The 23704-nt window shown below is 67.0% G+C and carries 23 protein-coding genes and 1 tRNA gene; 7 read left to right on the top strand and 17 right to left on the bottom strand.

Annotated elements, in window-relative coordinates:
- Positions 1-154 precede the first annotated feature (154 nt).
- Entirely contained in the window at positions 155-1132 is a 978-nt protein-coding gene (locus AC5RUK_RS06470) for a DNA-3-methyladenine glycosylase family protein (RefSeq protein ID WP_494151688.1), read from the top strand.
- An 82-nt stretch (positions 1133-1214) separates the two neighbouring features.
- Here the strand turns inward: AC5RUK_RS06470 and AC5RUK_RS06465 are convergent, their stop codons facing one another.
- Entirely contained in the window at positions 1215-1604 is a 390-nt protein-coding gene (locus AC5RUK_RS06465; RefSeq protein WP_493989424.1) for a thioredoxin family protein, read from the bottom strand.
- A 162-nt stretch (positions 1605-1766) separates the two neighbouring features.
- Here AC5RUK_RS06465 and AC5RUK_RS06460 point away from each other — a divergent pair, with 162 nt between their 5' ends.
- Complete coding sequence (locus AC5RUK_RS06460) at positions 1767-2174, top strand: hypothetical protein (RefSeq protein WP_494151687.1); 408 nt, start codon at positions 1767-1769, stop codon at positions 2172-2174.
- Positions 2175-2216: 42 nt separating this feature from the next.
- On the opposite strand, the gene AC5RUK_RS06455 is transcribed toward AC5RUK_RS06460, so the two are convergent.
- From AC5RUK_RS06455 to AC5RUK_RS06445, 3 genes are all read right to left on the bottom strand, one after another.
- Positions 2217-3290: a lipid II:glycine glycyltransferase FemX gene (locus AC5RUK_RS06455; protein ID WP_494151686.1), complete on the bottom strand. Its 1074-nt coding sequence runs from the start codon at positions 3288-3290 to the stop codon at positions 2217-2219.
- Between the two features lie 177 nt (positions 3291-3467).
- Positions 3468-3549: transfer RNA gene (locus AC5RUK_RS06450), tRNA-Tyr, on the bottom strand.
- Between the two features lie 95 nt (positions 3550-3644).
- The gene (locus AC5RUK_RS06445) at positions 3645-4073 is read right to left on the bottom strand and encodes a hypothetical protein (RefSeq protein WP_494151685.1); all 429 of its coding nucleotides are present in this window, start codon (positions 4071-4073) and stop codon (positions 3645-3647) included.
- Positions 4074-4272: 199 nt separating this feature from the next.
- Here AC5RUK_RS06445 and AC5RUK_RS06440 point away from each other — a divergent pair, with 199 nt between their 5' ends.
- Entirely contained in the window at positions 4273-4764 is a 492-nt protein-coding gene (locus tag AC5RUK_RS06440; protein ID WP_494000553.1) for a YajQ family cyclic di-GMP-binding protein, read from the top strand.
- Between the two features lie 284 nt (positions 4765-5048).
- Here AC5RUK_RS06440 and AC5RUK_RS06435 read toward each other — a convergent pair whose 3' ends face one another.
- Entirely contained in the window at positions 5049-5696 is a 648-nt protein-coding gene (locus tag AC5RUK_RS06435) for a hypothetical protein (protein ID WP_494151684.1), read from the bottom strand.
- A 152-nt stretch (positions 5697-5848) separates the two neighbouring features.
- Here AC5RUK_RS06435 and AC5RUK_RS06430 point away from each other — a divergent pair, with 152 nt between their 5' ends.
- Entirely contained in the window at positions 5849-6280 is a 432-nt protein-coding gene (locus tag AC5RUK_RS06430; protein ID WP_494151683.1) for a hypothetical protein, read from the top strand.
- Positions 6281-6374: 94 nt separating this feature from the next.
- Here AC5RUK_RS06430 and AC5RUK_RS06425 read toward each other — a convergent pair whose 3' ends face one another.
- From AC5RUK_RS06425 to AC5RUK_RS06405, 5 genes are all read right to left on the bottom strand, one after another.
- Positions 6375-7583 (bottom strand): hypothetical protein, encoded by a 1209-nt coding sequence (locus AC5RUK_RS06425; protein ID WP_494151682.1) that lies wholly within the window; start codon positions 7581-7583, stop codon positions 6375-6377.
- A 236-nt stretch (positions 7584-7819) separates the two neighbouring features.
- Entirely contained in the window at positions 7820-8989 is a 1170-nt protein-coding gene (locus tag AC5RUK_RS06420; protein ID WP_494151681.1) for an NAD(P)/FAD-dependent oxidoreductase, read from the bottom strand.
- Positions 8990-9092: 103 nt separating this feature from the next.
- A complete protein-coding gene (locus tag AC5RUK_RS06415) occupies positions 9093-9779 on the bottom strand; it encodes a histidine phosphatase family protein (protein WP_494151680.1) in 687 nt (228 codons plus the stop codon).
- A 7-nt stretch (positions 9780-9786) separates the two neighbouring features.
- Complete coding sequence (gene htpX, locus AC5RUK_RS06410; RefSeq protein ID WP_493989434.1) at positions 9787-10656, bottom strand: zinc metalloprotease HtpX; 870 nt, start codon at positions 10654-10656, stop codon at positions 9787-9789.
- A 242-nt stretch (positions 10657-10898) separates the two neighbouring features.
- The gene (locus AC5RUK_RS06405) at positions 10899-12179 is read right to left on the bottom strand and encodes an MFS transporter (protein WP_494151679.1); all 1281 of its coding nucleotides are present in this window, start codon (positions 12177-12179) and stop codon (positions 10899-10901) included.
- A 278-nt stretch (positions 12180-12457) separates the two neighbouring features.
- On the opposite strand from AC5RUK_RS06405, the gene AC5RUK_RS06400 reads away from it, so the two are divergent.
- Complete coding sequence (locus AC5RUK_RS06400) at positions 12458-12919, top strand: Fur family transcriptional regulator (RefSeq protein ID WP_493989436.1); 462 nt, start codon at positions 12458-12460, stop codon at positions 12917-12919.
- A complete protein-coding gene (locus AC5RUK_RS06395) occupies positions 12920-14419 on the top strand; it encodes a catalase (protein ID WP_493989437.1) in 1500 nt (499 codons plus the stop codon).
- Positions 14420-14499: 80 nt separating this feature from the next.
- On the opposite strand, the gene AC5RUK_RS06390 is transcribed toward AC5RUK_RS06395, so the two are convergent.
- Together AC5RUK_RS06390 and AC5RUK_RS06385 are read right to left on the bottom strand one after the other, a co-directional pair.
- The gene (locus AC5RUK_RS06390) at positions 14500-14832 is read right to left on the bottom strand and encodes an ankyrin repeat domain-containing protein (protein WP_493989642.1); all 333 of its coding nucleotides are present in this window, start codon (positions 14830-14832) and stop codon (positions 14500-14502) included.
- Positions 14833-15028: 196 nt separating this feature from the next.
- A complete protein-coding gene (locus AC5RUK_RS06385) occupies positions 15029-15616 on the bottom strand; it encodes a TetR/AcrR family transcriptional regulator (protein WP_493989438.1) in 588 nt (195 codons plus the stop codon).
- A gap of 321 nt (positions 15617-15937) precedes the next feature.
- Here AC5RUK_RS06385 and AC5RUK_RS06380 point away from each other — a divergent pair, with 321 nt between their 5' ends.
- A complete protein-coding gene (locus AC5RUK_RS06380; RefSeq protein ID WP_493989439.1) occupies positions 15938-16177 on the top strand; it encodes a hypothetical protein in 240 nt (79 codons plus the stop codon).
- Positions 16178-16289: 112 nt separating this feature from the next.
- Here the strand turns inward: AC5RUK_RS06380 and AC5RUK_RS06375 are convergent, their stop codons facing one another.
- From AC5RUK_RS06375 to AC5RUK_RS06355, 5 genes are all read right to left on the bottom strand, one after another.
- Positions 16290-17717 carry an FAD-dependent oxidoreductase gene (locus AC5RUK_RS06375; RefSeq protein WP_493989440.1) on the bottom strand — a complete coding sequence of 476 codons (1428 nt, stop codon included), beginning with the start codon at positions 17715-17717 and terminating at the stop codon, positions 16290-16292.
- Between the two features lie 99 nt (positions 17718-17816).
- Entirely contained in the window at positions 17817-18902 is a 1086-nt protein-coding gene (locus tag AC5RUK_RS06370) for an Imm61 family immunity protein (protein ID WP_494151678.1), read from the bottom strand.
- Between the two features lies 1 nt (position 18903).
- Positions 18904-20049, bottom strand: a complete 1146-nt coding sequence (locus AC5RUK_RS06365) for an SseB family protein (RefSeq protein ID WP_494151677.1) — start codon at positions 20047-20049, stop codon at positions 18904-18906.
- Positions 20050-20084: 35 nt separating this feature from the next.
- On the bottom strand, positions 20085-20612 hold the full coding sequence (locus tag AC5RUK_RS06360; RefSeq protein WP_494151676.1) for a hypothetical protein: 528 nt from the start codon (positions 20610-20612) through the stop codon (positions 20085-20087).
- Between the two features lie 223 nt (positions 20613-20835).
- Positions 20836-23688, bottom strand: a complete 2853-nt coding sequence (locus tag AC5RUK_RS06355; protein ID WP_494151675.1) for a TNT domain-containing protein — start codon at positions 23686-23688, stop codon at positions 20836-20838.
- Between the last annotated feature and the right edge of the window lie 16 nt (positions 23689-23704).

Here is a 23704-nt window from a genome sequence, read left to right as displayed (position 1 = left end):
CTACCCGCCAGCGTATCCGGGGGCACATCCGGCGTAAGACGGGTTCATGCCCGGGCCCGCGTGCGGCTGCCGTGGCCCGCGCCTGAGCGACGCGCGCCTTGCATGAACCGGTCCAGGGGAAGGAACTGTCCGGAGCGCGTGGGACGATTAATCCATGCTGTCCACCGCCACCGCGCCCGGCACCGGGCTCACTGCACTGGTGGAGTTTCCGGAGCCGTATGACCTGCGCGGAACGCTGTCCATCCTGTCCCGCGGCACGCAGGATCCCACCGCCCGGATTGACGACGCCGGTGCCTGGCTGACGCTGAACACCTCCGCCGGCGCGGCTACCCTGCGCCTCACCCACGGTGCGGGAGGGCACGACGGCAGCCGGGGCACCGCCGTCGTCATGGGACAGGCGTGGGGGCCGGGTGCCGAGGAAGCACTCGCCGGGCTCCCCGCGCTGCTGGGGGCGGACGATGACTGGTCGGGGTTTGACACCCCGGATTTCCACGCGGGCCTGCCCCGCCTGGTGCGTGAGCCGCGCCGGCGGCATCCCGGGCTGCGGCTGCCGGCGACCGGGCGGATGATTGATGCGCTGGTGCCGGTGATCCTGGAGCAGAAGATCACCACGATCGAGGCGCGCTACTCCTACAAATACCTCGTCCACCGGCACGGGACGCCGGCCCCGGGGCCCGCACCGAGCGGGCTCATGGTCCCGCCGACGGCGCAGGGGTGGCGGCGCATCCCGTCCTGGGACTGGCACCGGGCGGGGGTGGACTCGAAGCGCTCGGCCACGATCATGCGGGCATGTTCCTCGGCCGGCGCCCTGGAACGGCTGGCGTCGTTGCCGGCCGGCGAAGAGCTGGCCGGCAAGCTGTGCACCGTTCCGGGGATTGGCCCGTGGACCGCTGCCGAGACCGCGCAGCGCACGCACGGGGACCCGGACTCGGTGTCGGTGGGCGACTTCCATCTGGCTGCGTTCGTCGGCTACGCCCTCACCGGCCGCAAGACGGACGACGCCGGCATGCTCGAGCTCCTGGAACCGTGGAGGGGCCACCGCCAGCGGGTGGTGCGGATGCTGGTGCTGAGCGGTTTCCGCAAGCCCTCGTTCGGACCGCGGCTGGCGCCGCAGGACCACCGCCGGCACTAACGCCGCGAAACCGCCGCCGGCTTTAAAGACCGAGGGAGCAGGGCATGCGCCCCGCTCCCCAGGAGTCCTGACCGCCGTGCGGTTATTCGGAAGCCTGGCCGTCCTGCGCCGCCTGCTGCTGGGCAGCCACCTGGGCGTGGACTTCCTGCATGTCCAGGCCCTTGACTGCGTCCACCAACTGCCCGAACTGGCTGGAGTTCAGGGCGCCGGGCTGGGAGAACACCAGCACCTTCTCGCGGAATGCCATGAGGGTCGGAATCGAGGTGATGCCGGCCGCGGCGGCCAGGCCCTGCTCGGCTTCGGTGTCCACCTTGGCGAAGACGATGTCGCCGTGTTCCTCGGACGCGGCATCGTAGACGGGGGCAAACTGCTTGCACGGGCCGCACCAGTCGGCCCAGAAGTCAACGAACACAATGTCGTTTTCTTCGATGGTCTGCGGAAACTGGGCCTCGGTGAGATCGATGGTTGCCATACCTCCACGCTAACGCGCCGGGCTGCGGCCTGTCGCCCCTGTTCGCTCAGCGCATGAGCTGCCGCCCCCACCGTTATCCACAATCCGCTGCCGGGGCTACCGGCTGCTGTGGCCGGATCCCTAAGGTCGATCCCACCAGAGACCGCGACCGGAGGAAAAGCCATGAACCGCTGCACCGTCCTGATTGTCACCGACGGACTGGAACTCGACGCCGCCATTTCCAAGAGCATCGCCGTGATGGACAAGCTTCAGGAGCATCTGCCGTTTGCCCATGACCCGTCACGGAACGAGCTCTACGCCGTGGGTGAGGGCGCCTCGCTGAAGGACAGAATCGGACTGCCGCATGGCAGGCCCGGCGCCGGCCCGGCGGCCACCTATGTGGGCGACCTGCACTGCATCTGGAGCGATGGAAAGTGGTACACGCCGGCCGACTGCCCGCCCGCTCCGGCGGACCATAACGACGCAACTGCCTGGCAGTGGCTGTACTACAACGTCATGCACAATTCCGGCCGGAAAACGTACTGCTTCCTCTGGGACATCCACCCGCTGCCGCTGGCCGAAGCGGCCTGAGCACGGACTGCCCGGGGCATCCGCCGAGGTCGACGGCGCCGCTCAGTAGAAGGGCTGGTGGCGACGGCGCACGTAGAGGCCGCGGGCAATCTTCTCCCCGGCCGCGGACCACACTTTGTACTTCAACGGGGAGATCACCTGGTCATAGCAGCCGACGAAGTCGGTGATGGTCTTGGTGAAGCTGGTCTTGAACAGGCCCAGCCCGTAGTACTCGTGTTCGGTGTTTTTGAGTTCGGACGACGGCGGAGTTCCGCACAGGTCGTAAGTAGTAATGCCCAGCTCCTTGAGCTGGTTTATGGCCGTCCACTGGATCAGGTGGGAGTCCCCGTACTGCTTGCGGCGCGGCAGCGATCCGCCGTCTTTGTAGGTGCCCTTGCGTCCGTAGTTGACCACGAACGCGCCCACCGACGGCTTGCCGTCTTCGTAGGTGAACAGCAGCCGACCCTGCCCCGCGGCAATGAAGTTGCCCCAGAACGCCTTGAAGTACTCAAAGGAGCGGACCTGTACGTTCTTCTGGCCCTGCTGCACCTGCCCCATCAGGTTGAACATCGCCCTGAAGTTCTCTTCCGTCGGTTCGGCCGTCACCACTTCGGCACCCTCGCGGATGGCGCGCCGTACGGCGTTGCGCCCGCGCGACGAGAAGCTCTTGAGGACGACGTCCGGCTCCGGGGAGATGTCGACGATTGCGGTGTGGTCGTTCGGCTGCAGGTCTGGCATTTTGACCAGGCCTTCGCCCGCCAGCAGCGCGCGCGTGCCGTCGGTAGCCTCGACGTCCGGCTCGATCCGGATCGCGAAGACGCCGCGTGCATGCTCCCGGCAGAAGTTACGGTTGGCCTCGAAGATGCCGGGCAGGTCCTCGGGCGAGGCAACGTCCGGGCCCTTGATCATGTACCAGTATTTGCCCAGCAGCGGGACCTGCTTTTCCAGCACCAGGTTGTAGCTGGTGTAGTCCTCGGTCTCATACGCGAGGTACAGCGGCTTCCACCCGTGGTCCGCCTTGACCAGGGCGTAGGCCTTGGCCTGCAGCATGTTGCCACCGTTGGGATTGGCCGTGACATGGCTGTCCCATGCCTCGATTTCCTCCGGCGTCGCGAAGCGGGCGGTGAATTGTCGCAAGAGAACTCCTCGTCGTGGCAGCTGGTCGCCGCCGGTCACATCCGCGGTCAAGTCTATCGACGCCGGTCCCCGACCCTGTGCCGGGGAGTGAACCAGCGGCGGCCGGCATGGCCGGCAGGTATGGAAAAACCCCGTCCCACCAGTAATTCACCTGGTCAGACGGGGTTTCCCGTTCGGTGGCAGATGAGGGATTCGAACCCCCGTAGGCAATGCCAGCTGATTTACAGTCAGCCCCCTTTGGCCGCTCGGGTAATCTGCCGAACGCCTTCTTCAGAAGAAGACCGCTTCCCCGTGAGGAAGCAAGACAACTTTACACAAAGATCGGTCCAAGAATCGAATCGGGCTCCGCTGGGCCTACAAACCCCGGGAAATCCGCTCCTGCATCTGCCCGACGAACCGCTCTGCCTGCTCCGCGGTGACCAACTGCAGCCGTACCGCCTGATCCATCTCGCGGCGGATGCCGTCCAACCGGGCGGACTGCCCGGAGCCGGACTCGTCGCCCACGGCGCCGGAGGGGCCGCCCAAGCCTGCCGACCCGCCACCGCCGGTGGGGCCATAGCCGGCGGGGCCGTCGTCGAAGAGGGTTCCGCTCGTGACGTCGTGCCGAAGTTCACGCTCTAGCCCGTGGGTGTCCCGACGGAGCAGAGAAGCGGCGCCGGCCGCCGCGGCGGGCGCCTGGACGGACGCCAGGGAGGCAGTGCCCGCCGAGGCCGGCGCGGAGCCCATCACAACCACGGTGGCGACGGCCGTTACGGTCAGGACCGAACCCGCGGCAACCCTCATCGACGTGACTATGTATCGCGGGCGTGCTCCCATGCGTGCTTCTCCTGAAGATTGGTGATTGATGACGGCTTTGTGATTCTCGCGGATCGGGATGAAGGAACGATGGACGGAACCTGCGTCCCAGCTGGGTAAGCCGCGCGTTCGGGTGCGATTCAGTAGGCTGGTGCCAAGACACATACGCCCCGACCCAGGAGGAACCATGGCCAGCGATTCTTCGTTCGACATCGTCAGCAAGGTGGACAAGCAGGAAGTCGCCAATGCGTTGAACCAGGCGCAGAAGGAAATCGCACAGCGCTATGACTTCAAGGGAGTCGGCGCCGAGGTTGATTTCAGCGGCGAGAAAATCCTGATGAAGGCCAACTCCGAGGAACGGGTCAAGGCTGTTCTGGACGTGCTTCAGTCGAAGCTGGTCAAGCGCGGCATTTCGTTGAAGTCCCTGGACGCCGGCGAGCCGTTCGCTTCGGGCAAGGAGTACCGGATCGAGGCCGGCGTCAAGGAGGGCATCGCCCAGGACCAGGCCAAGAAGATCTCGAAAATCATCCGCGACGAGGGCCCCAAGGGTGTGAAGGCCCAGATCCAGGGTGACGAACTCCGCGTCACCTCGAAGTCCCGGGACGACCTGCAGGAAGTCATTTCGCTGCTCAAGGGCTCCGATCTGGACGTCGACCTGCAGTTCATCAACTACCGGTAGCCCAGGACATAACGCTCAGTCAGAGCATGATTACTAGGCGTTAGTCCGCAGAGGGTCCGTAGGAGTGCCAAGGACCGCAGCCATAACACCAGCGGCTGCGGTCCTTGTCTTGTCATCGGCCCTGCCGCCACCCGCACCGCAGCGACTTCCTCTGTTGACGGAATGGCCATGGCAGCCTCAGGCTTCCTGGTGCACGGAAGCTGGAGACCCTTCCGGAGTCCACCTCGAACAAAACTATGCCCACGTCCTCGAATTGGTTAGGCAAGAGCCGTAGAAGGTTCCCGCTATCGCACCCCCCAAGGCTGATCAGCAGTGCGTGCGAGGAATTGACCCGAGCGTCGGAAATCTCTTATAAGAAATAGGCTCCCGATCAGCAAGAGGAATACCATGCCTGCAAAGATCCAGCCGAATGGATCATTCCGTCCGGCACCGTTGATAGCTTGAGCAATGAAAACCAAAGGGTAGAACGGCATTATCAACAGCTGCGTCGCAAGAGCCTTTCGCATCTGCACAGCCGTGCCGCGCGTTACCGTGAGATGCTCCGGAACGACTGCCGCCTTTCCTGCTACCTGCCGGCGGACTTGCTTTCGTTCCTCGCTCGTCAGCGAAAGGGTCACGTCGACGTTTCCATATTCGGCTGCCGGTACGACCTTCTTTGAGTTGAAGATCAGACCTCCGATCAAGGTGCCTAGCCCCGCGAGCATGAAGTCAAACATTAGGTACGATGTCCAGTCGCTATAAGAAGCCCCAAACGCCAGAGCCGCCGCCACGGAACCAACCGCGACCAGGACGATCAAGCCCATTAGCCAGAATCGCGTGTAGTAGACCTTCACGGCGGCGCCCAGTCCGTTGTCCGCCAACCCCTGGGCTCTCTTGGCCGCCTGAGTCCAACGTTCGTTGGACTCAGCCATAAGTTCCTCGATTCCGCCCATGGTTCCATCCTTGGCATAAGGCTCCCAACACCGGTGAAATCTGGTTTTTGTTGTTAGCTTCAGTTACTGCTTCGCAATGTTCATTTCCTCCTATGCTTATTGTTTCCCGGCTAGCGTGAGACAAACGTTGTTACGGCAGAGACGGGGAGACAATGCACACGCTGACCAAACTGAGCGCTGCAGCCGCGGTACTGCTGGCGCTGGCAGGCTGCACCAACCACCAGGCTCCCCGTATGTCAGCACTGTCTTCCCCGTCCAGTACCGAGGAAGAAATACCGGCGGAGCGCTTAGAACACCTGGGCGTAGTCCCGGACAGCGTACGTTTCCTGGCGGAAAAGGACGGCTACGCGTTCTACACCGCCTTGATGGACACCCCCGATCCCCGCGAAATGTGCTTAATCATGGACAACCCGGCATTCGGTGTTTACGCCGCTGGGTGCGGCCGACTCGAGAATACGGGCCCACTTACACTCGAAACGTCCGGAATCAAGGCCAAGCTGATCGCCGATGGATATGACGCGAAAACAGCACTGGCCAAAGGCTGGCTGCAACCGCACCGGAACCTCCTGGTGCACGGACTCTAGCCGCCTAAAGTAACCGTCCGGCTTTGGCACCACCGCATGACGGCTGCCGCCCTCCTGGTTGGAAGGCGGCAGCCGTCAACGCTGTGGCTGGGGGCTACGCTGAGCAGCGGTTGCCCCGCTGCTCTGCGTTAGAGGGATTGTTGTAGCAGGTCTGCCCGGTGCTGCGGATGTCGGTCGTCACGATCGGCGCACCCGGCGCTTCGGTCTCGACGACAAGCGGTTCGATGTCCTCACGGGCCACCGTGACAATCGGCTCTGCGGGCACGGTCGCCGTCGTGACTTCCTGCCGCGTTTCCCCTTCGGTGACCGTTACCACCGGGGCGATCGGCGCGCACTCGGTGTCCGACTCCTCATCGCCGGGCCGGGTCCCGGTCGTCACGATCGGCGTGCCTGGAACCACTGCTTCGGTCACCACCGGAGTCCCCGGAGCCGTTGACTGCGTCACCACCGGTGTGCCTGTAGGGGTGGGAACGTCGGTGCCGCGCGGGAAGTTGAACGTGGTGGTCGTCGTGGTGGTGGTCCGCGTTGTCGGCTGCGTAGTTGTCGCCGTGCGCTCCGTCTGCTGCGTCGTCGCCGTGGCGATCACCGTCTGGTAGGTCGTGGTGGTGCACATTTCCCGCTGCTGGGTGCTGGTGAAGACCTCGGTGAACGGCGTCGTCGTGGTGATCAGCGTCTCCCGCGGCTGGGTCGTCGTGGTGACCCGTTCCTGCGGGGTGGTCGTCGTGGTGACGATCGTTGTGGGCGTCGTCGTCGTGGTCAGGACGGCCCGCTCGCATCTCTCCACGGGCTTTGCTGCCCGCTCGTTGTTTACCCTGCGGCAGTTGGTGGTCGTGGGCGTCTCGGTGCTCGTCGGCGTGCCCCGCTCCGTCCGGGTTGTCGACGTCGGCGTGCCGGGAACAACCACGTCCTCGCTGACAGCCTCGCCGGCATCGCGCTCTTCCTCGGTCACCACCGGCGCGCCGGCGCGCTCGGTCCTTACGACAGTCGCATCGCCGACGTTGCGTTCCTCGGTTGTCACCGTGGGATCCGGCTGGCGGGCTGGAAGCGACGTGTCCACGGTGACCGGATCGCCCACGGGCCGGTCCGCACTGAACGTGGTGGTCGGGGTTCCTGATGGAACATCAGGGCCGACGACGACAGTTGTCACAGTGCAGACCTGATTATTGCCGTTGCCGCTGAGCGTTCCGCCCAGCGCTGCGCAGTTGGCCTGCCGTTCGGCGGGACCGGCGAGCGCCGGACCTGCTGGTGCCAATGCGACGACGAGCCCCAACGCCGTCGCGGCCACCAATGACGAAAAACGCATGATGAACTCTCTTCCCCCAAACGGACCCCGCGCCGGCGCGGATACGGTGACACTAACGGGCCGACCAAACCGCGGGCAACGAAATCGAGGCGGATCCGAAAGAGTCGAGTAGTGGGCCAAATACATCCCCGTATTTGCCCGCCGGAAGCAGGGTAATTGCCCCGCCCCCGCCGGTAACCAGGCCTGCAAAACCGAGTACGCGGTCCCCTCCCTCGGACGCCCTCCGAGCGCTGCGGTTACCGTGCCGCGGCCCTGCGCGGGCCGCGGGGCCAGCTGTACGAACCGCTGCGTCGCAGTTCGCCCCGGAGCCACGACAGCGTCATGCGGCACACCTGTTCCTTGACGAACGCGCCTCCCCGGCGGCTCAGGGCAAACCGTCGCGGGGTGTCGTCCGCATGCACCGGCTGGACCAGCCCGGACCGCCGGCCCAAGCTGATGCATCGCACCATAAAACCGACGGACAACTCCTGAGGGGCCCGCTGCCGGATTTGGGCGATCACGTTCTCTGCGGCGTGGGCGCCCATCGGCAGGGCTACCGCACACCCCATCCGCAGGTGCGAGGCAACCGTGGCCTGCGCGCGAACGGCGTCTCCGGCACCGACAATCTCCGGATAGCCGGGGCAGGACAGCGTCGAGTCTACGAGCAGCCTGCCGTGGGCATCGGTGGCCAGGCCGCTGGCTTCGGCGAGGGTGGAAGCCGTGAAACCGGCCGCCCAGACGGTGCAGTCCGAACCCAAGGCTGTGCCGTCCGAGAGCATCAAGCGCTGCCCGTCCGCCCGGTCCACGCGGGTGCCGTCCATGACCTCGACGCCGATATCCGCCAGTTGTGCCAGCAAGGCCCGGCGGCCGCCGTCGGACAGGTCCGCCCCAACCTGCCCGCGCGAGACCAGCCGCACCTTCAACCGCGGAAGCGCCGCGGCAATTTCGGCAGCTGCCTCGATGCCGGTCAGGCCACCGCCGATAACGGTGACGACGGCGCCCGGAGCCAGCTGCTGCAATGCGCGCCGCAGCCGCTCTGCGGACCGGGCGTCCTGCAGCGTGTGGCCGCCGGATCCCGAAGGTGCGGGCTGGCTGGTGCTGCCGGGAGCGTAGACCAGGAAGTCATAGTCCAGCGCGGGCCGGCCGTCGTCGAAGTGGACGGTGCGCTTCCGAGGATCGATCCGGGAGGCCCGGCCGACCACCAGGGTGGCATCCGGGTGCAGCAGCGATGCCATGGGAACGGAGGCCGATTCCCGGCCGCCCGCCGCGACCTCGTGCAGCCGTATCCGCTCCACGAAGTCGGCCGAGGGGTTGAGGACGCTCACGCCGATCCTGCCCGCCAGCTCCTGGCTGCCGGCCAGCCGGTTTGCGGCCATGACTCCTGCGTAGCCCGCCCCAATGGTGACTATCCGATGCTTAGCGCTCACCGCGAACTCCCTCTGTCGTGTGGTTACAGAGATAGGACACCGCCGCGGGCACATGTGTGACATGGGCGGTCGGCCGCTGCGGGTCCTCGTGGTTTTTTGCTCGTCAGTCCCGGGAGTCGGAGGGGACGCTCCCAGGGCTGATCGGATCGGCGGTGGGACCGTCGGTGAGCGGGTCGGCCAGTTCGGGTCCGCCAACGGCCTGGCCCATCCAGGTGAGCGCCTCCCAACCGTCGGGACCGCCGTCGAGCACGACCACCCCGGTGTTGCTCAACTGGTTCCGGGCCACGAAGGGGACCGTCAGGTTGGACGCGCGCGCGCCGGCCCAGCTGCGGATCATGGCGCCGTGGCTGACCACCGCCAGGGTGCCGATGCCGGAGGTTCGGGCTTCTTCGATAACGGCATCGAAGCGCCCGAAGGTTTCGTGGCCGTCCGGGCCGCCGGGCATCCGGCGCTCCAGGTCTCCCGCCGCCCAGGCGAAGACCGTGGTCATGTAGGCAATGATGGAATCCCGGTCGCCGCGCATTTCCAGCTCGCCGGCCGAGATCTCGCGCAGCCCGTCGCGCACGTCCGTCTCAAGCTTTCGGGCGGCAGCCAGCGGGGACGCCGTGAGCTGCGTGCGCACGAGGGTGGATGCGAGCAGGGCGTCGATCGGCTCGCCGTCGAGGGCCTTCGGCAGCGCCCGTGCCTGTGCGTGTCCCAGGTCGGTCAGCTCAGCCCCGGGGGCACCCGTGTCCAGCAGCCCGCGGACGTTGGAGTGGGTCTGCCCGTGCCGGATCAGCAGCAGCCGCATGCCGGCCTCAGTAGCCCAGCGGGCGTCCGGCCATCCGTTCCAGCCGCGCCACACGGTCGTCCATCGGAGGGTGGGTGCTGAACAGCTTCTTCGCGCCGCCGCCCTTGAACGGGTTGGCAATCATGAGGTGGCTGGTGTTGACCAGCTTCTGGTCCTGCGGCAGCGGCGCCTGCTGCGTGCCGTACTGCAGTTTGCGAAGCGCCGACGCCAGGGCCAGCGGATCGTTGGTCAGCGAGGCGCCGTCCTCGTCCGCGTCGTATTCGCGGGTGCGGCTGACTGCCATCTGGATCAACATGGCCGCAATCGGGGCCAGCAGCGACATGGCGATCAACGCAAGCGGGTTGGCGTTGCGGTCGCGGCCGCCAAAGAACAGCAGGAACTGCGCGACCGAGGTGATCACGCCCGCCACCGCGGCGGCGACGGAGGAGGTCAGGATGTCGCGGTTGTAGACGTGCATCAGTTCGTGGCCCAGCACACCGCGCAGTTCGCGCTCATCCAGCAGGCGCAGGATGCCCTCGGTGCAGCAGACGGCCGAGTTCTGGGGATTGCGGCCGGTGGCGAAGGCATTGGGGGCCATCGTCGGGGACACGTAGAGCCGGGGCATCGGCTGGTTGGCCCGCGCGGACAGTTCACGAACGATCCGGTACATGCCCGGCTGGTCGGCTTCGGTCACGGGGTAGGCCTGCATGCTGCGGATGGCGAGCTTGTCGCTGTTCCAGTAGCTGTAGGCGGTTGTGCCCACGCCGATCAGGGCCATGATCCAGATCCAGTTGGCGCTGCCGGTCCCGCTGGCCAGCAGAGCGCCGATTGCCAGCAGGAGGGCGAAGAGTCCGCCGAGCAGGCCGGCCGTTTTCAGTCCATTGAAGTGGTTGTGCACCGCGTATGAGTCCTCTCCCGCGCCGATCCGCTCCGTGCCGATCCAGGCGCGGAGCTCCGTATGTCAGTGTATCCACCGGTCACTTATTCCAACGCCGGAGTCCGGCGCCATGTTCCGCGGCCCGTATTGGACGGGCCCGAACGGCAGGAGGCGGCGGGGCGCCTCCCGGCAGGCCCCCACCCGCCTCCCGGCAGGCTCCCACCCCGGCTCCCGGCAGGCTCCCGCCCTCCTCCCGGCAGCCCCTAGGGCTCGGGGTGCCTGTCGTTGTAGCGGGAGAACCGCGGCTGGAACTTGTGCAGCAGCCCGACGGCGCACACACAGGCGACACCGCCGGCGAGCGCGGCAAAACCTTCGCCCAGCCATTGGCCGCCACCGCCGGCGACGGCATCGCCGAGCCGCGGGCCGCCGGCCACCACCACTATGAAGATCCCCTGCAGCCGTCCGCGCATGGCGTCCGGCGTCGCCGACTGCAGGATGGTGTTGCGGAAGACGCCGCTCACTGTATCGGCCGCACCAGCAGCGGCGAGGCAGAGGGCCGCGGGCAAAAGCCATCCGCTCACGTCGCCGGCGGCCGCGGCGTTTGTACGCCCGGCCATGACGACGACGGCGCCGAACCCTGCGACGGCGATCCCCCACACCACCACGCACCACAGCACCGCCAGCCCCTGCCGGCGGACGCCTCCCAGCGGCCCCGACAGCACCGCGGCGATGAACGACCCGGCAGCGACAGCGGCCAGCAAGATGCCTGCCGTCGCCTCGCCGCCGCCGATGATGACCGCACCGATGGCGGGCATCAGGGCGCGCGGCTGGGCCAGGACCATCGCGGCCATGTCCACCAGGAACGTCATGCGTATGTTGGGACGCGTGCGCAGGAACCGGAAGCCTTCGGCCACCGACCGCAGGCCGGCCTTCCGGACGTCGCCTTCCGGCGGGATCGGCGGCAGCTTGACCACCGCCCAGATGGCCGCGGTGAACGTGAGGACGTCCAGGGTGTAGGTCCAGCCGAAGCCGACCCCCGCCACCAGCACCCCGGCCGCCAGCGGACCGATGGTCATGCCCAGTCCGAACGTCATCATGGTCAGGGCATTGGCCGCCGGTAGCATCTCGCGCCGGACCAGCCGCGGCACGATGGCGCTGCGGGCCGGCTGGTTGAGCCCGGCCGCGGCCGAATGCACCGCGATCACCAGGTACAGCAGCCACACCTGTTCCAACCGGAACCACGCCTGCAGGGCGAACACGGCAGTGCAAGCCCACAACACCAGGCCGGAATAGAGCGCCACCTTGCGGCGGTCGTACGCATCCACCACGGAACCGCCATAGAGTCCGGCCAGCACCAGCGGGATCAGCCCGACGACGCCGACGCCGCCCACGGCCAGGGTCGACCCGGTGAGCTGGTAGACCTCCAGGCTGACCGCCACTGCCGTCAGTTGTGCACCGATCGCGGAGAGCGACGTCCCGATCCACAACCGGCGGAAATCCGGGCTCTCCTTGAGCGGCGCCGTATCGGCGAACAACTTGGGCATGGCGGAGATTCTAGTTGCCCGCAGCACCTTTCTCGGGCGGGTGGGGCCTCGGCAGTCGGCGTGGCGCCCCGGCACGCCACGCGGGGCGACGTAGCCGCCGGACGGGCGGCGGGCGGGTATGGCGACGTACCCGCTGGCGGCGGGCGACGGGCGAGGTATCCGCCAGCGTAGTGCGGCGGGCAACGTACCCATCGGAGGCGAGCAGCGCCGTCGTGCTCTCTGGACCGAGTCCAGATCATTTTCTGGACTCAGTCCAAAAAAGGTGAGAGAATCGTTTCATGGTCGAGATGAGGGATCCGGAGGACTTGTTACGCGAGGCGTCGCTGCGCGTAACCCGTCCGCGGGCGGCGGTGCTGGAAGCAGTCCGCGCGCACCCGCATGCCGACGCCGACACCATCACCGGTGTGGTGCGGGACGAACTGGGCGGCGTGTCCAAGCAAGCCGTCTACGACGTGCTGGCGGCGCTGACGGACGCCCGGCTGCTGCGCCGGATCGAGCCCTCGGGGTCCCCGGCGCGCTATGAGGCCCGGGTTGGCGACAACCACCACCACGTGGTGTGCCGGTCGTGCGGCAATATTGCCGACGTCGACTGCACCGTGGGCGAGGCACCGTGCCTGACGGCGGCCGACAACCACGGTTTCGCGATCGACGAAGCCGAGGTCACCTTTTGGGGTACCTGCCCCGCCTGCACTGCCACGAAAGACCTTCAATTGGAAGATCCGACAAGGAGCGATAACTAGATGGCTGATAACACCATGCCGTTGACAACCGTTGCGGGCGCGCCCGTAGCCGATAACCAGGACAGCCTGACCGCGGGTCCCCGCGGACCGATGCTGCTGCAGGACGTGTGGTTCCTGGAGAAGATGGCCCACTTCGACCGCGAGGTCATCCCCGAGCGCCGCATGCACGCCAAGGGCTCCGGTGCTTTCGGCACGTTCACGGTGACCAACGACATCACCAAGTACACCAAGGCCAAGATCTTCTCCGAGGTCGGCAAGAAGACCGAGCTGTTCGCCCGCTTCTCCACCGTCGCCGGCGAGCGTGGCGCGGCCGACGCCGAGCGTGACATCCGCGGCTTCTCGGTCAAGTTCTACACCGAAGAGGGCAACTGGGACCTGGTCGGCAACAACACCCCGGTGTTCTTCTTCCGCGACCCGCTGAAGTTTCCGGACCTGAACCACGCAGTGAAGCGTGATCCGCGCACCAACCTGCGCAGCGCGGAGAACAACTGGGACTTCTGGACCAACCTGCCGGAGGCCCTGCACCAGGTCACCATCGTCATGTCCGACCGCGGCATCCCGGCGTCCTACCGCCACATGCACGGCTTCGGCTCGCACACCTACAGCTTCATCAACGACGCCGGCGAGCGCTACTGGGTGAAGTTCCACCACCGCACGCAGCAGGGCATCAAGAACCTCACCGACGCCGAGGCCGCAGCGCTGGTCGGCGAGGACCGCGAGTCGCACCAGCGCGACCTGCTTGAGTCGATCGACCGCGGCGACTTCCCGAAGTGGAAGCTGATGGTCCAGATCATGCCCGAGGCTGACGCGGAGACCTACAAGTACCACCCGTTCGACCTGACCAAGGTCTGGTCCAAGAAGGACTACCCGCTGATCGAGGTTGGCGAGTGGGAGCTGAACCGCAACCCGGAGAACTACTTCGCCGACGTCGAGCAGGCCGCCTTCACCCCGGCCAACGTGGTTCCGGGCATCAGCTTCTCGCCGGACCGCATGCTGCAGGGACGCCTGTTCTCCTACGGCGACGCGCAGCGCTACCGCCTGGGCGTCAACCACCACCAGATCCCGGTGAACTACCCGCGCGGTGCCGGGCTGGTCAACTCCTTCCACCGTGACGGCGCCATGCGCGTTGACGGCAACCAGGGCGCAACCCCGGGCATCAATCCGAACGGCTACGGCCGCTGGCAGGAACAGCCGGCCTACCGCGACCCGGCCCAGGCCGTGGGCGCCGTCGCCGACCGGTTCAACTTCCGCGAGGACGACGACAACTACTACGAGCAGCCCGGCATCCTCTTCCGCGAGAAGATGACCGCCGAGCAGCGGCAGGTGCTCTTCGAGAACACCGCACGTGCCATCGACGGCGCTTCCCAGGCGACCATCGAACGCCACATCGCCAACTGCACCAAGGCCGACCCGGCCTACGGCGAAGGCGTGCGCAAGGCCATCGAGGCCCTGCAGGCGGGCAAGATCTCCCCGGTCGACGTGAACACCGACTCGGCGTAACACCCCAGTCTCACCCGACGGCATGAAGCTGCCCGGGACCGCCTCATTGGCCGGTCCCGGGCAGTTCTTTGTTGCGGGCCCTACTTCTCCAGGAGGTGCTCCCGGCCAAACATTTTGGCGGCATCGCGCGCGCTCGGAGTGCCGGCATCCAGATCCGCCCCGGCCGCCAGCAGCCTGGACACCACGGCGTCCTCGCCCTTGAACAGGGCGCCGGCGATCGGCGACTGGTCGCGCACGTTGCGGATATCGGGGTTGGCCCCGCGTTCCAGCAGCATGCCCACGGTCTCTTCCTGCCCGTGGTAGGCGGCCAGCATCAGCAGGGTGTTGTGGTCGGAATCCAGCGCATCCACGGGCAGCCCGTGGTCGAGGAACTCCACCAGCTCGCCGGTCTTGCCCTCGCGGGCCAGGTCCATGGCGAGGGCAACCACGCGTCGGGTCTGTTCTTCATTCAGCGGTATATCGTTCGTCACTCCCCCAGAGTATGCGAGCCTCTCCCGAATCACGACGGCGGAGCGCCCCGTCCGCCTGCGACGGAGTCTGCACGGCGCCTCGGCACGGCACCGCAGCACGGTGCCTTAGCAGGACGCCAGTGCGGCGCCGTGAGACTTCTCAGGCTGCGGCCGCCAGGAAACGTTCCAGCAGCAGGTTGAACGCCGCTGCCGGCTCTCCGGCCTGGTCGGCAACCACCTGCCCGAACCACAGCCCGCACACGCCGGCGGCGAAGAGCGTGCCTTCGGCCGCTGCCGTCTGCTCCCCAGTCCCGCGGGCTCGGAGCCACCCGGTGGCGGCGTCGCGCCACCGGACAAAACCGGGCGGCCGCAGGGGCGGAGCCGAATGGGTGGTGTGCCTGGCGGCCGCCTGCTGGATGGCCGCTTCGAACCCCAGGCGCTGCAGGGCGCGGCTGTGCGGGGTCTGCGAGTGCTCCCACACCTGGAGAAGCAGCTGCCGCAGTTCCGGAACCGCCAGGTCGGTTAACTGCTCCGGCGACGGCGCGGAGAGATCGGCCTCTACCCGTTGCACAATCTCCTCAAGCAGCTGTTCCCGGTGTCCGAAGTGATAGACCAGCATGTAGCTGCTGATGCCCAGGGCTTCGGCCAGCGGGCGGAAGGACAGGTCCGCCAGGTTCTTGTCCTGCAGGTAGGCCAGGATGTCCTCGAGCAGCTGCGGCTTGCGCTGCGGATTCTGCGGTCTGGCCATGCGGGTGCCCTGCCTCCTTCTGCTTGTGACCTGAAGCGCCCCGAAACGGATCGGGGGCACGGGTGGACGCGGCCGGCCATCGGCTCGGCTTCAGCATAGTCGTTGGGGCCGGGGATGGCCCGTGTGGCCGGACGGTCCCCGGGACCGGCATTGTCCCGGGTGGTCGATGGTCCCGGGGATGAAGGGGCGCAACACACGTGCTTCCGCGACTTGCCGGAACGCCTCGCAGATTAAGGGCCGGCGGCTCCCATACTGGGTGAAAGGGCAGAAACGCGGAATTGGACCGGCCGGCCGCCGGCAGTGAAGCGAGCGAGGATGGCGATGGTGGCTCCAGTACAGTCCATGCTGCAGCGGTGCGGAGGCCGCTTCCGGGCGTGGCTCCACCGCCCGGCACCGGGAAGCCGGCCCGGACCGGATGCGTCGCCTCCGGATCCGTACCAGGCGCTGCTCAGCAGCCTGCGTTCCGCCTATCCCGAAGCCCGCCTCAGCACGCCCGGCGAGGACAAGGTCCGCGTGGAACTCCCCGGCGGCGACATCCTGCGCTTTTACGTCAAGCGCTAGCGGGACCGTACCGGCGCGCCCGGCCGACACGTTCCGTCGGCCTGTTACCGACGGCAGGGCCAGGCAGGGTCGGGCGGGCTCCCCGGACGGCCGGGGAACCCGGTCCCGTGGATCAGGGCTGCGAGATCTTCACCATGTCTTCGCGCGGGACCACCTTGACGCGCTCGCGCTCGACGGCGGGTGCATCGCCGTCGTTGTTTTCGGGGACGAAGGAGGCTCCGAGCTCACGCTCATGGGCATCCAGCTTCAGCCAGCCTTCCCACGTGGTGTAGGCGACGCCTCGTTCCTCGAGCAGCTTGATGATGGCGTCCTCGGCGGGGTCGGAGGCCGCGGGCAGGTCCAGCCGGTCCTCGAGCAGGAAGCCGATGGTCTCCAGCGCATCGCCCTTGGTGTGGCCGATCAGGCCCACCGGTCCGCGCTTGATCCAGCCGGTGGCATAGATGCCCGGCACCGGGTTGCCGTCCTCGTCCAGGACGCGTCCGCCCTCGTTGGGGATCACGCCGCGGCGGGCATCGTAGCCGACCTCGGGCAGCTCGGAGCCGAAGTAGCCGATGGCCCGGTAGACCGCCTGCACGGGGTACTCCAGGATTTCGCCGGTGCCGCGGACGTTGCCGGTGCCGTCCAGTTCGTTGCGCTCGAACTTGATCGCCGCCACGTGTCCGGCGCCGTCGCCGGTGCCTTCCACAATCTCCACCGGAGTGTGCAGGAAGTGCAGGTGCAGGCGGCGGGAGGCGCCGGTGTCCTGTTCTTCCACCAGCCAGTTGGTGAGGGTGTTGACCATGGTCTTGGTCTGGTTGTTGGAGCGGATCGCCTCGTCGGAGCCTTCGTCGAAGTCGAAGTCCTCCGGGTAGAGCACGATGTCCACGTCGCGCGAGTGCGATAGCTCGCGCAGCTCCAGCGGGGTGAATTTCACCTGGGCCGGGCCGCGCCGGCCGAAGACGTGCACGTCGGTGACGGGCGAGTTCTTCAGGCCGCGGTACACGTTGTCCGGGATCTCGGTGCTGAGCAGGTCGTCGGCGTGCTTGGAGAGCATGCGTGCCACGTCAAGGGCCACGTTGCCGTTGCCGATGACCGCGATTTCCTTGGCCTCCAGCGGCCAGTCGCGGGGCACATCCGGATGGCCGTCGTACCAGGACACGAAGTCGGCGGCGCCGTAGGATCCTTCGAGCTCAACGCCGGGGATGTCCAGCGCGGCATCCTGGATGGCGCCGGTGGCGAAGATCACCGCGTCGTAGAAGTGCCGGAAGTCGCTCAGGGTCAGGTCCCGGCCGTAGTCGACGTTGCCCAGGAAGCGGATGTCGCCGCGGTCCAGCACCTTGTGCAGGGCGTTGACGATGCCCTTGATCCGGGGGTGGTCGGGGGCCACGCCGTAGCGGATCAGGCCGTAGGGCGCGGGGTAGCGGTCGAAGAGGTCGATGCTTACCTCGAAATCCCGCTCGGCCTTGGTGAGGATGTCGGCGGCGTAAACGCCGGCTGGTCCGGCGCCGACAATAGCCACCCTCAGGGGACGCTGGGTGATGGCCTCGGCAGGGTTAGACACTGGCAGTCCTTCTTCTTCGGGAATCCTCCTGCGCAATAAGCGCACAGTTTCCTATTCTAAATGCCCGCCCGTTTCCCTCCTAACAGTGTGCCGCGCATCTCACTGGCTCCCGCCGCCGGCGGTTTCCAGCCGGGCCGGACCGAACAGCGGCGAGCCGTCGTCCGACTCGATCGACGCCAGCAGCTCATCGAACGGCGCCCCGGAGTAATAGGTCAGATGGCGCGCCCCGGTGCCGGTCGGGAAGAAGGCCCGAAACTCCCCTTGCTCACTGGTCCCGGTGAGGGTGACGGGGTAGGCCTGGTCAGGATCCTCGACCCGGCAACCGTATCGGTCGGTGTAGGGCAGGAATCCGTCCCCGGCGTCCGCTGCTTCCAGGAACCGGTTCGCCCGGCCGCTGAGGAACATCAGGCAGCGGGTGAGTATGTCAGGGTCGTCGGTGCGCACGTAGGACCTCTTCCGGTCCGCATTGTCATGCGGCATTTCAAAGTCCAGGATGTACCCGTCGGCGGTCGCGCTGACGGTCGTGCGCTCTCCGGCCGCGTTCATGAAGGCCCATTGATCTTCACGGACCAGCGGTTCGGCTATGGCTGCGTACTGTACGGCCTTGTCCATCCTTTCGGGCCGCAGGCCCGCCAACCGGCCAGGCAGTTCGGAAAGCATGTGGCCGGGCCTGCCCGGCCCAAAGAGCGGGGCACCGTCCGCAGCGACGAGTGACACCACGAGGGACTCCAGCGGAAGTGCCGCATACCGGGTGAAGATCCGCGCATCCCGTGCCACCGGAAAGCCAGCGGTGACGGTGCCGCTCGGCCCCGTACGCTCGAGCACCGCAGGCGACTTGTAGGCCTTGGTGCGCAACGCCCAGCCGCTGGAGTCATCCGTCCCGTCGTCGGACAGGGCCAGAAAGCGCAGGCCGCCGCGTTTGCGATGCCAGAACGCCGCCCGGAACAGCAGGCAGCGCAGCAGGACCTCCGGGTCCGTGGTGCGGACGTATTCCCGTCGCCCGGGCCAGTAACGCGCAATGATGTCCCGAAAGATGAACCCGTCGGCCTCGGCCGCGATGGACATCCGGACGCCGTGTTCGTTCCGCACGGTCCAGGCGCCGTCCTCGATGGAGCTGGCGCCCCCGAACCACTGCGCGGCCGTGGCCAGCAGGGCGTCGTCCAGCTGCTCCAGGTGGGCGGCCATGTCAGAAGTCCGAGGCGCGGAGCAGCGCTTCGGGGCCGGCGGGATCCACTACCATCGACAGCTCGGGCCTCTGGCGCAGCATGTCGATGGCCCAGGTTGCCGGCACTTCCCTGAACCGCGCCGACGGCTTGAAGGCGGCGACTTCCGGCCCGGTTGAGAACACGGGAAGAATCGGCCCGCCGTCCTGCCCCTTGAGCAGGATCGGGCCTCCGTCCGATCCGCCCTCATCGGCACGATCGGCCGCCAACACGACGGCGCCGGGCCGCTTGAGCTGTTCCGCGACGGCGTTGGTGCCGCCCTGTCCGGCGACTGCCCGCTTCAGGCCGACATTGGCCAGGCTCCCGACGGCGAAGCCGATCTCCTCGCGTCCGAGGGCGCAGGTCGGGCCCGCAGGATTGATGTAGAAGTAGGCAATGTCCCGGTGGCTGTCCACGAACTTCAACAGTTCTTCGCCGGGCTGGGCCCAGGACACGGGCGCTCCCGGCCGGCCCGTGGAGGCTCGGAACTCGGCCAGTTTCTCCTGGGAGGTGAAGGCGAGCACGGACGGTGAACCGTGGACTTCGACGACGCTGATCCCGGGACGCCCGGGGTTATCGGTGGCATCGAGCAACAGGTCGCTGCCAATCAGGTGGCGCAACACATTGACTGCCGCCGGCTTGCCCGGATTCTCGCTGAATCTGGCCACCGCGGCGCCGACCAGGCGGTTGTCCACGCCGTGGCGGCCGGGTTGTTCATGCTCGACTTCTGATGCGGATGCCTGGCCGGCCGGTTCCCCCAGACCGAAATCGGGCGCGGGCTGGTCGAAATTGAAGTAGGTGTCCAGTGAGTATTTCGGTTCGGGCCAGTCGCGTGCGGAGAGGTTCACGGCCGCCGAGCGCCAGGATTCACCGTTGTCCCCCACGCCGAGGCTGTGCAGTTCGGTGGCGGCGTCGAAGGGCGCGGTTCCGGGCTGCAGGACCCCGGCATTGGCCGCGGCCCTTCCGCCGCGCTCTTGGGTGATGCGCATGAGCATGGCATCGGCGGCGGGCTTCAACTCCAGCACCATCCGGTCCCATCCGGGCTCGCTGTTGCCTGCCTGCAGCATCCAGCCGGCGAGTATCTCTGCCAGCTGCTGTTGGCGGAGCAGAGCAGGCGTCTGTTCGGACATGCGGTGTTTCCTTCTTCCGGGAGGGTGCGGGGGAGCTACTGGGCGGGATCCTGGAAAGGAGCCCGTTCACTGCCAAGCACTAACTCTTCGGTTGCCGGGTCAAGATACGGCACGTCCAAACCGCTGCTTTCGAGGATGTCGCGCATCCATCCGGGAATCCATTCCTGCTCGCGCGGGAACAAGGCCAGCTCGGCCTGGACCGCAGCGGGCGATACCGGCATTTGGAGGGCGCCCGGGGTCGGTTCCAACGGCTCCGTGTCGAACCGTTCGAACCGCGGTTCTTCGTCCGGGACCAGGGTCAGCCGAGCGGCGAACCAGGTGCCCTTGCCCTTCGTGTAGCTGGCGGCCTTGTCCGATTTCAGCGCCCTGCGGTCCAGGGGTGCGGCGTCGGAAAAATCGATGCTGCCCCATGCGCCTTCGGCAGTACGTGCCATCTCCGTCCAAGAGACGGTTGCACCGTAGATCTCGAACTCCAGCCGGATCTCCTGATAGGTCCGGAACCGCGAAGAGGCCGCGGTCGCCATGGCCGACAAGAACTCGTCGGAGAGCAGCTGTGATGTCACGGGGAGTTCATTCCTTAGTTTTCGAAGTCGAAGCGCCGGGTTTGGCCGTTGACCGTTACTTTGAGTTCCACCATATGTGGAACACGGTTTCCCTCACCAGCATCGTAGATCGGGCGGGCGCCCCACGTGACCGAGGCCTTGATACCCCCGGGTGGCAAGTTACGAAGTTGGTTGCGGATCGAAAGTTCTGCGTCGTACCAAGTGCCGGCGGTTTCGATGAGCTTCAGCCGCCGTCGGCCTGCTCCTTGGGGAAGTACTCCAGGTCGTGGACGTGCAGTGCCGTGGGCCGCCCGAACCCGTCGGTGTGGACCACGATGTTGCCGTCGATGTGGTACCTGATGTTGGGCCTCGGGTTGTTCAACTCGGGATTCCAGTTGCCCTTGGATCCGCTGGGAGCCTCGATCTGCTGGATATGGCCGGCGGAGTTCGTGTAGAACTTGCCGCGGCCGTGCACCTCGTAGACGGTGGTGCGTTCCAACGTGATGCCCCGCTCTTCGACGGCGTCAATGACGGACTTCCCTGCAGACAAGTCAAGTTCGTGCTCGGCCAGCAGGTCCACAGGGTCGTCGGCGTTGCGCGCCCACGGCGGGTCGAACTGGCGCGGTCCGGTCTCGCGGAGGCCTTCCCTGCGGATAAGTTCGTCGACGCCGATGGCTTTGGGTTCCGGACCCTGGGTGGTGTCGAGGAACCGCAGTTGGGTTCCGCCGCCCGGGCGCCCGAAAGCCGGGGCGATTTCGGAGACCTCGATCTTGACGCCCTCGGGCAACCGGTCAAGTTCGAAGTGGTGCAGCGGCTTGCCGAGGGTATCGACCGGCAGGCCGCGCATGTGCCACGGGGTTCCCTCGATGGCCAGGTAGTCTCCGCCGTTGGGACCGATCCGGTCCAACTTGACCTGTCCGAAGTCTGCCTGCAGGTCGTCGTAAGACGAGTACGTCCGGATGGTTCCCTCGGCCGCTCCGGCGTTGTCCGGATAGGCCGCCCGGTACTCGTCAGGACTGAACTCGTCCAACAGGCTGTACCGGTTGGCGTACTCGGCTCTCTCCAAGGGGTTTCCGAGCTCATCAGTGCCGTAGGCGGGCTGGGAGCGGTCGACGATGGCGTCGAGGTCGCTGTTGATGTCCAGGCGGCCGTGCTGGTCCTTGGGCAGGTCCGCCCAGTCCGGCATCTCGACGTCCTGGTAGAGGTCATCGGCCCGGTGCTGGCCGTATCTGGCGTGTGCCTCCGGATTCTGGATCGCGTCGGGTACAGCAGTGCCGTGCTGCGGTTCCTGCGGATGGCGGAAGTTGTCGTCGACGCGCTGTCCGTTCACGTCATAGCCGTTGACACCGTCGCCGGACCCCGTAGCGGGCGCCTTGGACGTGGTGGGATCGGGTTCCGGAGCCTTGGAGCCCGCAGCATCGGCATCCGGAGCACTGCGGGGCGCCTCGGCATCCGGAGCACTGCGGGGCGCCTCGGCATCCGGAGCATTGCGGGACGCCTCGGCCTCCGGAGCCTTGCGGGGCGCCTCGGCGTCCGGAGTATTGCGGGGCGCCTCGGCGTCGGGAGTGCGTGCCGGCGCCGGGTTGGTCTCCGGCGTCTCGACCCGCTGGCCATACTGCGGCGGGCCGGAACGTTCCGGTACTGTGTAGCCGCTCTTGCCCGACGACGGCTTGGGCCCGTCCGCGTCGAAGTTCATGATGGTGCTGGCGTTCCGGCCGGACGGCATGTCCACGTCGAACCGGTGGACACTGGTGTAGCCACCGCCGGCGGTGGCCAGGCGCGGGCCGCCCAGCGCATTGGCCAGGTTGTCCGCGCCGGTCCGCACCGACGTCGTGAAGTTGTCCGCGCCGGCGCGCAGGCCGAAGGAGGCGTTGCGCAGCCCGTCGGTGAAAAAGTGGCCGGCGGTGCTGACGTAGGGGCGGACCGTGCCGGTGACCGTCTTAAAGCCGGTGGTCGTGACGTCGATGGCCGTGAATTTGAAGTTGGTGGAGAAGTCGATGGCCCGGGTGGTCAGGCCCGCGGTCTTGGACAGGCCGGAGAAGTCCAGCACCTTGGACGCTGCCCCGCCGGCGCGGCTCACCGCGGTGATCTTGTTGGCCACGCCGCCGGCCTTGGCCACGGCGCCGCCGCCGGCGGTCAGGAGGATGGCCGACAGATCGAACGCCGTCGCGCCGGCGGCATAGGCCGGGTCGCGCTGCCAGTCGTCCCAGTGGATGGCTGCCTTGCCGACGGCCAGCAGTTCCTCGCCCGCCTTCTTGACCGTTCCCGGGCCGCCGATCGATTCGGCGACGGCGGCGGTGATCGGGCTGGAGACGATGGCTACGTTCAGGGCGATCTGGCCGATGCCCTTCCAGGTGGCGGCGAAGGTCTCGCCGTCGGTGAAGTTGACCATGTTCCACAGGCCGGTCACCGTGCCGGTGATGCCGCTCCAGACGCCCTTGCCGAAGGACACCATGCCGTCCCAGACGTCCGCGTACCAGGGCTTGTCCCACTCGGTCGGCTTGCCCCAGGGAATGTGGCCCTCGCCGGTCGCCGAATCAAGCTGTTCTGCCGAGTAGCCGTACGCCTGCTCGCCCGTGCCCGGGCCGTCCTGCGTGGTTTCGACCAGCGTGATACCGCCGTAGAGCGCAGCAATCGCGTTGGCGCAGGCGCGCTCGGTTGCCATGTGCTCGGCCGCCAACGCGTTGGCGTCCCTGAGGATCCGGTTGTCGTCATTGACCAGGTCCTCGTCCTTGCGCCAGTCGCTGCCCTCGTCCGCGATCCGGGCCCGCACGCCGTGCCAGCGGGCCACCAGCGCGTCGTAGCGCGACTTGAAGGTGTCCGCCCAGTCGGCGAACGCCTCGATGGCCGCCTTGATGGCCGCGGTGTCGGCCTTGATGTCCTCGGTGGTGGTCTTGACCGGTTGCACCGCGGCGTAGACCTGCGGGGCTTCCGGCGACTTGTAGACCGCTTCCAGCCCGCTCCAGTCGCTCTCGATCAGTTCGACGGCGTCGTCAATGTCTTCGGCCTTGTCATCCAGCGCCTTGGCATGGGTGCGCAGCAGCTCCGCGTCGGGACGCTGCGGGTATTCCTCGGCATAGGGATCCCAGGCCGTCATTGATTCCCCTTATTCG

The sequence above is a fragment of the Arthrobacter sp. Y3223065 genome (assembly GCF_059090885.1).
The sequence above is the reverse complement of the archived record's forward strand: the minus strand, read 5'-3'. Positions and strand labels throughout refer to the sequence as shown.